The sequence below is a fragment of the Mesorhizobium sp. M0587 genome, assembly GCF_040320945.1.
Taxonomy (GTDB): Bacteria; Pseudomonadota; Alphaproteobacteria; order Rhizobiales; family Rhizobiaceae; genus Mesorhizobium.
The window spans coordinates 1-14687 of sequence record NZ_JAMYQP010000059.1 but is presented as its reverse complement, the minus strand read 5'-3'; the positions used below and the strand labels follow the sequence as shown (position 1 = coordinate 14687).

The window sequence follows — 14687 nt, the reverse complement described above, 5'->3', positions numbered from 1 at the left end:
GGAAAGCATTATGATCCAGAAAAATTGGCAAGAACTGATCAAGCCGAACAAAATCGAGTTCTCGTCGAAGAAGAAGACGCTGACCACGCTGGTCGCCGAGCCGCTCGAACGTGGCTTTGGCCTCACGCTGGGCAATGCGCTGCGTCGCGTGCTCCTGTCGTCGCTGCGTGGCGCGGCCGTCACCGCGGTGCAGATCGATGGCGTCCTGCATGAATTCTCGTCCATCGCCGGCGTGCGCGAGGACGTGACCGACATCGTCCTGAACATCAAGGAAATCGCCATCCGCATGGAAGGCGATGGCCCCAAGCGCATGGTCGTGCGCAAGCAGGGACCGGGTGCGGTCCTGGCTGGCGACATCCAGACGGTCGGCGACGTCGAGATCCTCAATCCCGACCACGTCATCTGCACGCTGGACGAAGGCGCTGAGATCCGCATGGAATTCACCGTCGACACCGGCAAGGGCTATGTGCCGGCCGAGCGCAACCGCGCCGAGGACGCGCCGATCGGCCTGATCCCGGTCGACAGCCTGTACTCGCCGGTCAAGAAGGTCTCTTACAAGGTGGAGAACACCCGCGAGGGTCAGGTTCTCGATTATGACAAGCTGACCATGACCCTCGAGACCGACGGTTCGATCTCGGGCGAAGACGCCGTGGCTTTCGCCGCGCGCATCCTGCAGGACCAGCTTGGCCTGTTCGTCAACTTCGACGAGCCGCAGAAGGAGGTTGCCACCGAAGCCGTCACCGAGCTCGCCTTCAACCCGGCGCTGCTCAAGAAGGTCGACGAGCTCGAGCTTTCGGTGCGTTCGGCCAACTGCCTGAAGAACGACAACATCGTCTACATCGGCGATCTCATCCAGAAGACCGAAGCCGAGATGCTGCGCACCCCGAACTTCGGCCGCAAGTCGCTGAACGAGATCAAGGAAGTCCTGGCGGCGATGGGCCTCCACCTCGGCATGGAAGTGCCGGATTGGCCGCCGGAAAACATCGAAGACCTCGCCAAGCGTTACGAAGATCAATATTGAGCATGATCCCGAAAGGTCGCGCGACTTTTCGGGAGATCATGCGGCTAACCAACAAGAGGCGCCTGCCTCTGAACCCGGAATGAAGGAGAAGAGCCATGCGCCATGGATTTAAAGGCCGCCGGTTCGCCCGCAGCATAAGCCATCGCAAGTCGATGTTTGCAAACCTGGCCGTGTCGCTGCTCGAACACGAGCAGATCGTCACCACGCTGCCCAAGGCGAAGGACCTGCGTCCGATCGTCGAGAAGCTGGTAACGCTCGGCAAGCGCGGCGACCTGCACGCCCGCCGCCAGGTGATCGCGCAGATCGGCAATGAAGGCGTCGTCAAGCGCCTGTTCGACACCATCGCCCCGCGCTACGCCACCCGCAACGGCGGCTACCTGCGCATCATGAAGGCGGGCTTCCGCCACGGCGACAATGCGGCGATGGCCGTTATCGAGTTCGTCGACCGCGACCCGGATGCCAAGGGCGCCGGCGACCGCGCCCGTCTCGAGGCCGAAGGCACCGACGCGGAAGCCGCGGCCGCATAAGGCTCGGTCTTTCGAAGTGAATTGAAGGGGCCTGCGGGCCCCTTTTTCTTGTTCGGGTGCGCCAAGGCGCGCTCATGCTGACCCGCTGGCTGCAAAAATAATCGGATTTCAGCGGCTTAGCCTTTTATTTTGCACATTCGTCGGGACAATGCCCCCGAACTCGCCCCGGAGGATTCGCGATGCGCGCCAAAAGACTGTCCCTTGTTCTGCTCTGCGCGATGCTGGCGTTCGCAGCCGCGCCGACAGTCAGGCAGGCGCTTGCCGAGGAGGCGCCCAAGGCCGATCCCGGGCTGTCCGATGTGCTGACTGACCTCTTGCACGGCGTGGAAGGCGAAAACGCCACCTCGGGGCCTGACAAGCGCGTGCCATTCGGCCGCGAGGAGGTGCAGCTGTCGTTCGCACCGCTGGTCAAGCAGACCGCGCCGGCCGTAGTCAATGTCTATGCATCGCAGACCGCCAAGGTCACGTCGCCTTTCGAAGGCGATCCGTTCTTCGAGGAGTTTTTCGGCCGTGCGCAGCCGCGAGCGCAGTCATCGCTGGGCTCCGGCGTGCTTGTCGATCCGAGCGGCGTCATCGTCACCAACTTCCACGTCATCAAGGATGCCGACGAGGTCAAGGTGGCGACCGCCGACGGGCGTGAATTCACCAGCAAGGTGATGCTCAAGGACGAGACGCTGGATCTCGCCGTGCTCAAGATCGAATCCGACAAGCCGTTCCCGGTCATCGCCATCGGCGATTCCGACGCGCTCGAGGTCGGTGACCTGGTGTTGGCCATCGGCAATCCCTTTGGTGTCGGCCAGACCACCACCAGCGGCATCGTTTCGGCGCTTGCCCGCAGCCATATCGGCGTTTCGGATTCCGGCTATTTCATCCAGACCGATGCCGCCGTCAATCCGGGCAATTCCGGCGGCGCGCTGATCAATATGGGCGGCCAGCTGGTCGGCATCAACACCGCCATCTACAGCCGCAGCGGCGGCTCTATCGGCATCGGCTTCGCCATCCCCGCCAACATGGTGCGGGCCTTCGCCGATGCCGCCAAGGCCGGTCTGGATTTCTTCGAGCGCCCCTATATCGGCGCCGAGTTCGAAGCGGTGACGCCGCAGATCGCTGAATCGCTCGGCATGGAAAAGCCCACCGGCGCGCTGGTCTCGTCCGTCGACGCGGCAGGGCCGGCGGGCAAGGCAGGATTGAAGCCGGGCGACGTCGTGATGCAGATCAACGGCAAGCCGGTCGAGAGCATCGAGGCGCTGGATTATCGCATGGCGACGCTGTCGATCGGCACCAAAGCCAATTTCGCGGTGCTGAGCAAGGGTCAGCAGGCGGCGATGGACATCGCGCTGGAGCGCGCGCCGGAAGGCGCAAAACTCTCCGAGGTGACGCTGCATGGCCGCAGCCCGTTCTCGGGCGCCAAGGTTGCGGAATTGTCGCCACGGCTTGCCCAGAAGCTCGGCCTGCGCACCGACATCAAGGGAGTGACGGTGATCGACATCAATCGCGATTCGCCGGCCGCAGATTTCGGCTTTCAGCCGGGCGACATCGTGCGCGAGGTGAACGGTACGACCATCGATACGGCGGCGGTGCTGGCGCAGGTCGCCCAGCAGGATACGCGCTGGTGGCGCTTTACCGTCGAGCGCGGCGGGCAGATACTGCGCCAGGTGTTGCGTTACTGAGTTCGATCCGGGAGGGTCGTGCTCCAACCTGAAGACAAGCATGGCCGATCTGTTCAGCGTTGACGAACCGGAAAAGCCGCCGCCCGGACGGCCGCTGGCCGACAGGCTGCGGCCAAGAAATCTTGGCGAGGTCGTCGGCCAGGAGCATCTGACCGGCCCCGACGGCGCGCTGACCCGGCTGATCGGGTCCGGCTCGCTCGGATCGATGATCTTTTGGGGCCCGCCCGGCACCGGCAAGACCACGGTGGCAAGGTTGCTCGCCGGCGAAACCAGCCTTGCCTTCGAGCAGATATCGGCGGTGTTTTCCGGCGTGGCCGACCTGAAGAAGGTGTTCGAGGCAGCCAAGCTGCGCCGCGCCAACGGCCGCCAGACCCTGCTTTTCGTCGACGAGATCCATCGCTTCAACCGCGCCCAGCAGGATTCTTTTCTCCCGGTCATGGAGGACGGCACGGTCGTGCTCGTTGGCGCCACAACCGAAAACCCATCCTTCGAACTCAACGCCGCCCTGCTGTCGCGTGCGCGGGTGCTGGTCTTCCACTCGCTCGGCGAGGAAAGCATCGCCAAGCTGATGGCCCGCGCCGAGGAAACCGAGGGCAGGGCGCTGCCGCTCGATGACGATGCGAAGGCGATGCTCATCCGCATGAGTGATGGCGATGGTCGCGCGTCTCTCACCCTTGCGGAAGAAGTCTGGCGCGCCGCCAAGCCGGGCGAGATATTCGATCCCGAGGGCCTGCAGCGCATCGTGCAACGCCGCGCGCCGATCTACGACAAGGGCCAGGACGGCCACTACAACCTCATCTCGGCACTGCACAAGTCGGTCCGCGGCTCGGACCCCGATGCCGCGCTCTACTATCTCGCGCGCATGTTCGATGCCGGCGAAGATCCGCTATATCTCGGCCGCCGGCTGGTGCGCATGGCGATGGAGGACATCGGCCTTGCCGATCCGCAGGCACTGGTCGTCGCCAATGCCGCCAAGGACGCCTACGATTATCTCGGCTCGCCGGAGGGTGAACTCGCTTTCGCCGAGGCGACGGTCTATCTCGCCACCGCGCCCAAATCCAATGCCGTCTACACCGCTTTCAAGGCGGCCACACGCGCCGCCAAGGAGCACGGCTCGCTGCTGCCGCCGAAGCACATCCTCAACGCGCCGACCAAGCTGATGAAAGAAGAGGATTACGGCGCCGGCTACAGGTACGATCACGACGAGCCGGACGCCTTTTCGGGCCAGGACTATTTTCCCGAGAAGATGGGCCGCCAGACCTTCTACGATCCGCCTGAGCGCGGTTTCGAACGCGACATCAGGAAGCGGCTCGACTATTGGGCGAAGCTGCGCAAAGAGCGGGAATAGCAGGTTTGCGCGGCCGGTGGTCTTCGCGCTTCCATGGCCGTTGTGCACCGGCCCAAAAGACCTTATCAAGGCGGCGCCGCCGGGCGGTGGTCGTTGCCGTTGTTCGGGCACATCTCATTCGCAACAGGATCGCGCTTCGCGCGTGGAAAAATGACAAAAACCCTTCGCAAATCTCTTCGCAAATTTGCCATTGCCATCCCGCTTCTCGCCCTTGGGTTCTATTTCGTTCCCATTCTGACGACGATTTTCATCGTTTGCGGCCTGATCGATGTGCTGCGCAACGACAGGAAGGATTTGTCCCTGTTCAGCGGCTATTTCCTCGGCAATGGCCTTTTCACCTGGCTGCTTTCGCCGTTCAATCTGCTGGTCGATCTCTTGTGCTACAGAAATCCCGGCGTGTGGAAGCTGGAGCAGTTTCCCGCCGATTATCAGCGCGAGGTCAACGAGGTCCTGGACATCTTCAAGGCGCGCAAGGATGAGATCATCGCCGATATCGACGCCAATTTCGGCGCCGGCCGGCGCGGCATGTATGTCTATCAGTGGTACGGCAAGCACAAGATCGATAACGTCGCCGAGTTCAACAAGGATTTCAAATACATCAAGACCATCGCGGTTTCGGTCTTCAGCAAGCGCGAATCGACTTCCTGGCATTTCGGCCCGCTGCGGCTCAGCCTGCGTATCCTCTACAATCTGGTCCCGGTGAAGTCGGAGATCTTCGTCGAGTGCGGCAACGTCAAGAACTACTGGTACGACAATCCGCTGTTCGTCTTCGACGACACGCTGCTGCATCGCTCGGTCAACGAGTATGACGGCCGCCGCTATTGCGTGTTCATGGACATCATCCGCCCGTCCCCGGTCCCTCGGCTCATCGCGGGCATGCTCGCGGTCGTCTCGGTGAGCGTCGAACGCATCAATTCGATGTTCTATAAGAACTGGAAGATGATCGGCTCGACCAAGCCGAAGAAGACCGAAACCACCTGAGCTGAAATTCCTCGGCGCTGCCGGGCGCTGTCGGCAGTGTTTCGGCGGTTCGCATGGGTGAGATCTGGCTGCTGTTGCGGGCCGCTCGTAAGTCGCCGTACATCGGCGAGCCCTGAACTATCAGCACGCTGCCCCTGTGGTCCCCGGGACGTGCTCAACGCTTGCGGCGCCCGCGCGTTCAAGCATACTTCCTTTCAAGATTTCAACAGTTCATCACATGAATCCCATGGGATTCCTGTTCTGCCGGAACGATTCTTAACTGCATCGGCGGTAGTTTCGGTCTGACCTCGGCGGTTCTGGCTCTTCCCTCTCTCCTGGCGACCTCAAGTGACAAACAACAAAACCCTGGGATTCTGGGTCGGAACCTACATAGGCACCGTGTTGCTGGGCGTTGCCATCAGCGCCATGTACATAAATCTTGAGGATTCGGTCTATTATTGGGACTTCGCCGCCTATTTCAATGTGTTCAACCGGGAGGGAGCGCTCCTGATCGAGAACCCGCTCAAGTGGCTGAGCCGACTGGGCACCTCCATCGCGACGGAAGACTACAGCGCGGCAATCTTGGTGCCGTTGATGCCGTTTCACATGCTTTTTGGCGGTTCGAGGCTTTCATACATCGCCGCGATAGTGACGGTTTACCTGGTCCCGACGGCTCTCTTCATGGGAAGAATGAGCTACCTGGAGGCGGTCTCCGAGACGTCTCCATCTCGAAGCTGGTTTGCGGTCTGGATCGCGGTCTTTCTCTACACCCCGCTATGGGCGGCAACGCTTCGGGGGTGGCCAGACATTGCCGGATGTCTCCCGCTTGTTGCAGCGACCTATTTTCTCTGGAAGTCAAAGTTTCTGACCCGCGAACCGGTGATCAGCGCGATATCCGTCGGCGCGTGCCTGTGGTTGGCTTTCATGCTGCGCCGCTGGTACGCCTACGCCGTCATCGGGATCGCAATTTCTGCGGCGTTCTTTTGTCTGTTGCAGGTGGCGAGGGACCGCGACCTCCCGGGTCTTCGGAAAGCTTCGCTGGCAGGACTGTGTGCGGTTGCGGTTATCCTGGGAGCCGCATGGAATTTCCAGCTTCCGCTGATCGCCAGGATTCTGGGAACCAGCTATGGCGATCTTTACAGCGGATATAGGACCAATTTCGTCACCCAGCTTGGCGAAATGGCAGCCCGGCTCAGCTATGTGAATTGGCTGTTGATTGCATTGGGGCTTTATTTCTCTGTTGTGCGTGGCAACAGGTTTTCCTTGTTATGCGCTGTTGCCTCGGTACTCACCTTTCTGCTTTTTACCCGGATGCAGGATCCAGATCGCCATCATTCATTGCCGATGTTTCTTTGGCTATTTCCTGCCTATGTCCAAGCAATCGTCGCGATCGTTTCTGTGCCGGTGCTAAGATCGCGATGGTCGACGATAGCCGTGGCTGCTGCTGCTGGACTTGCATTTTGGGGCACTTTTTTCCCGGCCGGCCGTCAGGTCCTGTCGCCGGTGGGCTCTGTTTTCTTCGCCAGGGAAGACACGCTTCCGCTTCGCCTGGACAATCTTCCCGAATACAGACGCCTGATTGCCGATCTTGTCGGCAAAATGGGACCCGAAGACCGGTTTTCGGTATTTGCCTCTGGCCCGGCTATGAGCGACTCGCTTTTGTTTGGCATGAATCGAGACCTTTTCGCGTATGTCGGATGGTCCTGCCAGGTTGATAGCCGTGACCAATTCCAACCGGAAGCGTTGAAATCCAGATTTGTTGTCGTGACCGATCGTCCAGTCACCCATTTGCAACCGGGTGCTCAGATCTGCGTCACAACACCGAACCAGTACATTCTCGAAGGGAAAGGCATCGGTGCCGCCTACAAGCGCATTGCGACGTATCAGTTGTCCGGCGGCGTTACCGGTTACCTTTATGAGCAGGTGCGTCCGGTGAGCAAAGCGGAAATCGACGCGCTCTACGGCGAGTTCAGGAAGAAATATCCTGGTTGGACGACGCCGGAGTGGTGACGATCACGTGAACGAGTTTGCGCGTGGCCCAGGCTGGCCGCTCTGCCTGCGCTGTCCGGCGGAACACGTTCGGCTCGAGGGATTGACCTTGCCGCCCCGACAGGGGCAGTAAACGGTCATGTTCAATCTGCTTCTCATTGCGATCGGCGGCGGCATCGGCGCCGGCATGCGCCACCTGGCCAATATGGGCGCGCTGCGCCTCGTCGGCCCGAATTATCCCTGGGGCACGATGGTCATCAACATCGTCGGCTCCTTGGCCATGGGCCTGTTCATCGCCACCCTGGCGCGCCGTGGCGGATCGAGCGAACTCAGGCTTTTCGTCGCCACCGGCATCCTTGGCGGGTTCACCACCTTTTCCGCCTTTTCGCTCGATTTCGCGACCTTGTGGGAGCGAGGAGCCACGCTGCCGGCGTTCGGATATGCGTTGGCCAGCGTCATTGGCGCCATTATCGCCCTGTTTCTGGGACTTTGGCTCGCAAGAGGCCTGCCTTAATGCTATTGCCGCGCCAAAGGCAGGCCGAGCCTGCTCAGGAAACAGGTAAGCGAAGAAAACATGGCAGGCGTTGAACAGATCACGGTAGAGGCCGGCGAGGCGGGCATGCGGCTCGACCGCTGGTTCAAAACCCATTTCCCGGGCCTCGGCTTCGGCCATCTGCAGAAGTTGCTGCGCTCCGGCCAGATCCGAGTCGATGGCGGCCGGGTCAAGGCCGATACCCGCGTCGAGCCGGGCCAGATGGTGCGCGTTCCGCCGCTCGAGGTGGACAAGAAAGGCGAGAGCGCGCTGACTGGTCATTCGATCCGCAACCAGGGCGATGCCGACGTTTTGGCGAAGATGCTGATCCACGAGGATCCTAAGGTCTTCGTCTTCAACAAGCCGGCGGGCCTTGCGGTGCAGGGCGGTTCGGGCGTCACCCGCAACGTCGACGACATGCTGGAGGCCTGGCGCAACCAGAAAGGCGAGAAGCCTCGGCTGGTCCACCGGCTCGATCGCGATACGTCGGGCGTGCTGGTCGTTGCCCGTACGCGGCTGGCCGCGATGAAGCTCTCGGAGGCGTTCCGCGCGCGAGAGACCAAGAAGACCTATTGGGCGCTGGTCAAGGGCGTGCCGCCCAAGCGCGAGGACAAGATCTCGACCTGGCTGATCAAGGAGCCGACACCCGACGGCGACCGCGTGCGCATCGCCGCGCATGGCGAAAAAGGCGCCGACCATGCCGTGTCCTACTACCGCATCATCGAGCAGGCGGCGCAGACGATGACCTGGCTGGAAATGGAGCCCTATACCGGCCGCACCCACCAGCTTCGTGTTCATGCCGCTTACATCGGCTGCCCGATCCTCGGCGATCCGAAATATTTCGAGGCCGACACCAACTGGGATTTTCCGGGCGGCATTCAAAACCGCCTGCATCTGCACGCCCGTCGCATCGTCATTCCGCACCCGGACAAGGGCTTCATCGACGTCACCGCGCCGATGCCGCCGCACATGCGCCAGAGCTGGAACCTGATCGGTTTCGACGACGCCAGCGCGGAGGACTGATCTTGAGCGGCGCCAGCCATGCGCTCGATCGGCGCGAAACCGTCGACATGGCCGCCGCCGCCATCATGGTCGGCCTGACCTTTTCCTGGGGGCTGAACTACGTCGCCGCCAAGATCTCCTATGCCGGCTACGATCCGGTTTTCCTGTCGATCGCGCGCTCGATCATCGGTGGTTTCTGCGTCTTCCTCTGGTGCCGCTGGCGCGGCATCGCTCTCTTCACGCGCGACGGCACATTGCTCGCCGGCGTCGCCGTGGGCGTGCTTTTCGGCATCGAGTTCCTCTGCCTCTATGTCGGCCTGGAACACACCACCGTTGCCCGCAACACGCTGCTGGTCAACACGATGCCGTTCTGGATGCTGGTCGGTGGCCATTTCCTGCTTGGCGAGCAGATCACCTTGCGCAAATTCCTCGGCCTGTTGCTGGCCTTCGCCGGCCTCGCAGCCGTGTTTTCGGACAAACTTGGCGGTGGCGGCGACATGTTGTTCGGCGACCTCCTGAGCCTCGGTTCCGGATTTTTCTGGGCCTTGACCAACATCCTCATCAAGCGGTCGAAGCTGGTCGAGGCGAGCGCGGAGAAACTGCTGCTCTATCAGCTCGCCGGCGCCGCGATCGTCGGCTTCCTGGTGCTGCCTCTCGCCGGTCCGCCCATTCGCGATCCTGCCGTATTGCCGACATTGGCGCTGCTTTTCCAGGCGATCTATATCGTCGCCTTCACCTATGTGCTTTGGTTCTGGCTGCTGCGTCGCTATCCGGCGTCGGGCTTGTCCAGTTTCACCTTCCTGTCGCCGGTTTTCGGCGTCCTATGCGGCGCGATTTTCTTGAACGAGCCGCTGACCATGCGCATCTTTCTGGCACTCGGCCTGATTGCCGCCGGACTGATCATCGTCAACCGGCCGGCGCGCAAGCTGATACCGGTATAAGAGAGACTTCCATGCGCGATATCCTCAACGACCTCGAAACGGGCAAACAGCTTTCCGATCCGGATCCGGTGCGCCGCGCCCAGATCCAGATGAGAAAGCCGCTGCCGAAGCGCTTCTACAAGACCGTCTCGGTCGCGCCTGTGGACAGCGGTTTTGCCGTCCATCTCGACGGCAAGCCGGTCCGCACGCCAGGCAAGGCGTTGCTGGTGTTGCCGACCGAGAAGGCGGCGTTGTTGGTCGCAGATGAATTCTCCGCCCAGGGCGAGACCATCGATCCGGTGACGATGCCGGTGATGCGCTTGGTCAACACTGCTCTGGACGGTGTCGCCAACGATCCCCAGGCGGTGCTGGAGGACATATTGCGCTTTGCCTCGTCGGACCTGCTCTGCTATCGCGCCGATGTGCCGCAGGGTCTGGTCGAGCGGCAGAACCAGCATTGGGACCCGGTTCTCGATTGGGCACGGGCCGCACTTGGAGCTCGCTTCAATCTCGCCGAGGGGATCATTCATGTCGAGCAGCCCCGCGAGTCCATCGCGGTGCTTGGCGCCCATCTCAGCCAGCGCGCCGAGCCTCTGCGCCTTGCCGCCATTCACGTCATGACCTCGCTGACCGGTTCGGCGCTGTTGGCGCTGGCCGTCGATTTCGGCGAACTCGACGGCGAGGCGGCCTGGGCCGCCGGCCATGTCGACGAGGATTGGCAGGTCAAGCATTGGGGGCAGGACGCCGAAGCAGTCGCGCGCCGTTCCGCCCGCAAGCGCGACATGATGGCCGCCGTCGGCCTCCTCGAAGCGCTCAAGGGCTGACGTGCGCAACTCGTACGGGTTGATGCCGCACTGCACCTAATACCAAAGTCATAATCCCAAAGACGCGTTGCCGTTGGGCAGCACTTTCTGTCATTTTTTCCGTGATGGCTCCACTTTCTGAGTCTGCGTTTGGAGGAGAACGCGGACTTTGGCGCGCATCGAGGACACGGGTCTCACGGGAGGATATATCAATGGCAATCGCATCGACCGCCGGCGGAAAGAGCCGCGGCATGACGCGGGAGGAGAAGAAGGTCATCTTCGCTTCCTCGCTCGGCACTGTTTTCGAATGGTACGATTTCTATCTCTACGGCTCGCTGGCCGCCTTCATCGGATCGACCTTTTTCAGCCCGACCATTCCCGAGGCGACGCGCAACATCTTCGCGCTGCTGGCCTTTGCCGCTGGCTTCCTCGTCCGTCCGTTCGGCGCACTGCTGTTCGGCCGCATCGGCGATCTTGTCGGCCGCAAATACACTTTCCTCGTCACCATGACGATCATGGGCCTGTCGACCTTCCTGGTCGGCCTGCTGCCTGGATATGCGACGCTGGGAATCGCGGCGCCCGTGATCCTGATCATCCTGCGCATGCTGCAGGGGCTGGCACTCGGTGGTGAATATGGCGGTGCCGCGACGTATGTTGCCGAGCATGCGCCCGACGACCGCCGCGGTTTCTACACATCGTGGATCCAGACGACGGCGACACTCGGCCTGTTCCTGTCGCTGATCGTCATCCTGATCGTCCAGGGGTCACAGAGCAAGGAAACCTACGCAGCCTGGGGCTGGCGCATTCCTTTCATCGTCTCGTTCGTGCTGCTCGCCGTTTCGATCTGGATCCGGCTGTCTCTCTCCGAATCGCCGACGTTCCAGAAAATGAAGGAAGAAGGGAAGGGCTCCAAGGCGCCGCTCTCGGAAGCCTTCGGCCAGTGGAAGAACGCCAAGATCGCCCTGCTGGCGCTGCTCGGCCTCACCGCCGGCCAGGCCGTCGTCTGGTACAACGGCCAGTTCTACGCTCTGTTCTTCCTGCAGAACGTGCTGAAAGTCGACGCTCAGTCGGTCAACATCATGATCGCCATCGCGCTGGCTATCGGCTCGATCTTCTTCGTCGTCTTCGGTTGGCTGTCCGACAAGATCGGCCGCAAGCCGATCATCATGGCTGGCCTCGCGCTCGCCATCGTCTGCACCTTCCCGCTGTTCAAGGCGTTGACCTGGGCCGCCAATCCGGCGCTCGCCACCGCCCAACAGAATACGCGCGCGACGGTGACGGCGGCACCCGGCGATTGCAGGTTCCAGTTCAATCCTGTCGGCACTGCCAAGTTCACAACCTCCTGCGACATCGCAACCTCGTTCCTGACCAAGAACTCGGTTCCCTTTGACGTGGTCTCGACGGCCGCGGCCGGAACGGCGGCGTCGGTCAAGATCGGCAACGAGACGGTGGAGTCCTATGACGCCATCGCCGCCGGCGATCAGGCCAAGGCCAAGGACGCGGCCTTCGTCAAGGCCGTCAACATGTCGCTCCAAGACAGCGGCTATCCGCTGAGGCGCGCGGCGATCAAGGTTGCCGACCAGAAGCTCGACGCCTTCATCGCGGCCAATCCGGAACTGAAGCTAGATGCCACCACCATCCGCGGCGGCGAGAAAGCGACGGTACCGGTCGATCAGGCGGTCAAGGACAAGCTGGTGACCGCCGACGAGGCTGCCGGCGCCGCCGAGGTCACCGCCTACAACATACCCGGCGGTGGTCCCTTCGCCATGTTCGCCGATCCGGCGGCCGTGAACTGGCCGATGACGATCGGCATCCTGTTCATCCTGGTGCTGTTCGTGACCATGGTCTACGGGCCGATCGCGGCGATCCTGGTCGAGATGTTCCCGACCCGCATCCGCTACACCGGCATGTCGCTGCCTTATCACATCGGCAATGGCTGGTTCGGCGGCCTGCTGCCGGCGACCGTGTTCGCGCTCAGCGCCTACAGGGGCGATATCTATTACGGCCTTTGGTATCCGGTGGTGATCGCGGCGATGTCCCTGATCATCGGCATGATCTTCGTCAAGGATACGCTCGGCACCGATCTGAATACCAAGCAGTAATCCGGCACAACAGCCTTGAAAAAGCCCGGCGCGAGCGATCGCGCCGGGCTTTCAATTTATCCAGGCCAATTCGCTGCCGAAGGCTGGCTGGCCTTGCGGTCAGCTCTTGCGCCCCTGGGCCTCTTCCTCGATGGCTGCCTCATGGTACCAGCCATCGCCGAAATCGGTTCGGGCGCCGCGCAGCGAGGCAAGCTCTGCTGCAAACTTAGCCTTTCCGCTCAAATTTGAGGCAGAGGCGCGCGCTGCCGCCGGGAACATCAGAATTTTGGCCGACGGACGGGCGGAAACGATTTCCATTGCCGGGCTCCTTTCTTCTGCCGAACCTTGTCGATTCAACTTGTCCCGAAGATAAGGTCTGCAATCAAGTTAGGCAATATGCCCACGAAAAGATCAGTATTTGCCTAATATTTATGCAATTTGTGACTGTGATCGATCCGGGCGCATTGCTTAGGCGGCTTGCCGACTTCAGCCGAATGCGACGTCAATTTTGCCGCACCCTTCGGGACGAGAGTGGCACACGACTTGCATTTTAGTGAACCGGCAGGGCCGGCTGCTGGTGGCAGACGCATGTCGACGCCGTTCAGTGTTCGGTGATCAAGCAACGAGAGGCTAGAATGACGAAATACAAGCTCGAGTACATTTGGCTCGATGGATACACCCCGGTCCCCAACCTTCGCGGCAAGACGCAGGTCAAGGACTATGCGGAATTCCCGACGCTGGAGCAGCTTCCCCTGTGGGGCTTTGACGGCTCGTCGACGATGCAGGCCGAGGGGCACAGCTCCGACTGCGTGCTGAAGCCGGTCGCCGCCTATCCGGACCCGGCCCGCACCAACGGCGTGCTGGTCATGTGCGAAGTCATGATGCCGGATGGCGTCACCCCGCATGCCTCGAACAAGCGCGCCACCATCCTCGATGACGAGGGCGCCTGGTTCGGCTTCGAGCAGGAATATTTCTTCTACAAGGACGGCCGTCCGCTCGGCTTCCCGGAGAGTGGCTACCCCGCACCGCAGGGTCCGTACTACACCGGCGTCGGTTACTCCAATGTCGGCTCCGTCGCCCGCCAGATCGTCGAGGAGCACCTCGATCTCTGCCTCGCGGCCGGCATCAACCACGAAGGCATCAATGCCGAGGTTGCCAAGGGCCAGTGGGAATTCCAGATATTCGGCAAGGGCTCCAAGAAAGCCGCCGACCAGATGTGGATGGCCCGCTATCTCATGCAGCGCCTGACCGAGAAATACGGCATCGATATCGAGTACCACTGCAAGCCGCTCGGCGACACCGACTGGAACGGCTCTGGCATGCACGCCAACTTCTCGACCTCCTATATGCGCGAAGTCGGCGGCAAGGCCTATTTCGAAGCGCTGATGGCCGCTTTCGACAAGAACCTGATGGACCACATCGCCGTCTACGGCCCTGACAACGACAAGCGTTTGACCGGCAAGCACGAGACCGCGCCGTGGAACAGGTTCAGCTATGGCATCGCCGACCGCGGCGCCTCGATCCGCGTCCCGCATTCCTTCGTCAAGAACGACTACAAGGGCTATCTGGAAGACCGCCGCCCGAACTCGCAGGGCGACCCCTACCAGATCGCTTCGCAGATCCTGAAGACGATCGCCTCGGTGCCGGCGAGCGCCCAGGTATCGGCTGCCGCGTAACCATCGCGGCATCGGTGAAACAAAGGCCCCGGCGCTCCATGCGTCGGGGTTTTTGTTGTGTGCCGAGCATGATCGACAGCTCGGAGGTGTAAGTCCTCTACCCAGCCTGATGGCGGCGAAGGGTTAGCGAAGCGCAAGGGCGTCGTCGTGAGGCGGGG

General features: G+C 61.6%; 13 protein-coding genes. 12 read left to right on the top strand and 1 reads right to left on the bottom strand.

The features are described 5' to 3' along the window. Window positions 1–10 precede the first annotated feature (10 nt). The 11 genes from NKI49_RS30890 (at window position 11) to NKI49_RS30840 (ending at window position 12874) form a co-directional block, all read left to right on the top strand. Window positions 11–1021 carry a DNA-directed RNA polymerase subunit alpha gene (locus tag NKI49_RS30890; protein ID WP_027026970.1) on the top strand — a complete coding sequence of 337 codons (1011 nt, stop codon included), beginning with the start codon at window positions 11–13 and terminating at the stop codon, window positions 1019–1021. Window positions 1022–1116: 95 nt separating this feature from the next. Then, window positions 1117–1548 (top strand): 50S ribosomal protein L17, encoded by a 432-nt coding sequence (gene rplQ / locus NKI49_RS30885; protein WP_352601806.1) that lies wholly within the window; start codon window positions 1117–1119, stop codon window positions 1546–1548. Window positions 1549–1727: 179 nt separating this feature from the next. Continuing rightward, window positions 1728–3218: a DegQ family serine endoprotease gene (locus NKI49_RS30880; protein ID WP_352601804.1), complete on the top strand. Its 1491-nt coding sequence runs from the start codon at window positions 1728–1730 to the stop codon at window positions 3216–3218. Window positions 3219–3258: 40 nt separating this feature from the next. Further along, on the top strand, window positions 3259–4566 hold the full coding sequence (locus NKI49_RS30875; RefSeq protein ID WP_352601802.1) for a replication-associated recombination protein A: 1308 nt from the start codon (window positions 3259–3261) through the stop codon (window positions 4564–4566). Between the two features lie 150 nt (window positions 4567–4716). Beyond that, window positions 4717–5547 (top strand): aspartyl/asparaginyl beta-hydroxylase domain-containing protein, encoded by an 831-nt coding sequence (locus tag NKI49_RS30870; RefSeq protein WP_352601800.1) that lies wholly within the window; start codon window positions 4717–4719, stop codon window positions 5545–5547. Between the two features lie 327 nt (window positions 5548–5874). After that, on the top strand, window positions 5875–7536 hold the full coding sequence (locus tag NKI49_RS30865) for a hypothetical protein (protein ID WP_352601798.1): 1662 nt from the start codon (window positions 5875–5877) through the stop codon (window positions 7534–7536). A 118-nt stretch (window positions 7537–7654) separates the two neighbouring features. After that, window positions 7655–8029, top strand: a complete 375-nt coding sequence (gene crcB, locus NKI49_RS30860) for a fluoride efflux transporter CrcB (RefSeq protein WP_352601796.1) — start codon at window positions 7655–7657, stop codon at window positions 8027–8029. Window positions 8030–8089: 60 nt separating this feature from the next. Then, window positions 8090–9070: an RluA family pseudouridine synthase gene (locus NKI49_RS30855; RefSeq protein ID WP_027026977.1), complete on the top strand. Its 981-nt coding sequence runs from the start codon at window positions 8090–8092 to the stop codon at window positions 9068–9070. Between the two features lie 47 nt (window positions 9071–9117). Beyond that, window positions 9118–9990 (top strand): DMT family transporter, encoded by an 873-nt coding sequence (locus NKI49_RS30850; protein WP_352602023.1) that lies wholly within the window; start codon window positions 9118–9120, stop codon window positions 9988–9990. Between the two features lie 11 nt (window positions 9991–10001). Beyond that, a complete protein-coding gene (locus NKI49_RS30845; protein ID WP_352601794.1) occupies window positions 10002–10793 on the top strand; it encodes an ATP12 family chaperone protein in 792 nt (263 codons plus the stop codon). Between the two features lie 191 nt (window positions 10794–10984). Further along, on the top strand, window positions 10985–12874 hold the full coding sequence (locus NKI49_RS30840; RefSeq protein ID WP_352601792.1) for an MFS transporter: 1890 nt from the start codon (window positions 10985–10987) through the stop codon (window positions 12872–12874). A gap of 99 nt (window positions 12875–12973) precedes the next feature. On the opposite strand, the gene NKI49_RS30835 is transcribed toward NKI49_RS30840, so the two are convergent. After that, window positions 12974–13171: a DUF2735 domain-containing protein gene (locus tag NKI49_RS30835; protein ID WP_352601790.1), complete on the bottom strand. Its 198-nt coding sequence runs from the start codon at window positions 13169–13171 to the stop codon at window positions 12974–12976. Window positions 13172–13488: 317 nt separating this feature from the next. On the opposite strand from NKI49_RS30835, the gene NKI49_RS30830 reads away from it, so the two are divergent. After that, a complete protein-coding gene (locus tag NKI49_RS30830) occupies window positions 13489–14529 on the top strand; it encodes a glutamine synthetase beta-grasp domain-containing protein (protein WP_352601788.1) in 1041 nt (346 codons plus the stop codon). Window positions 14530–14687 lie beyond the last annotated feature (158 nt).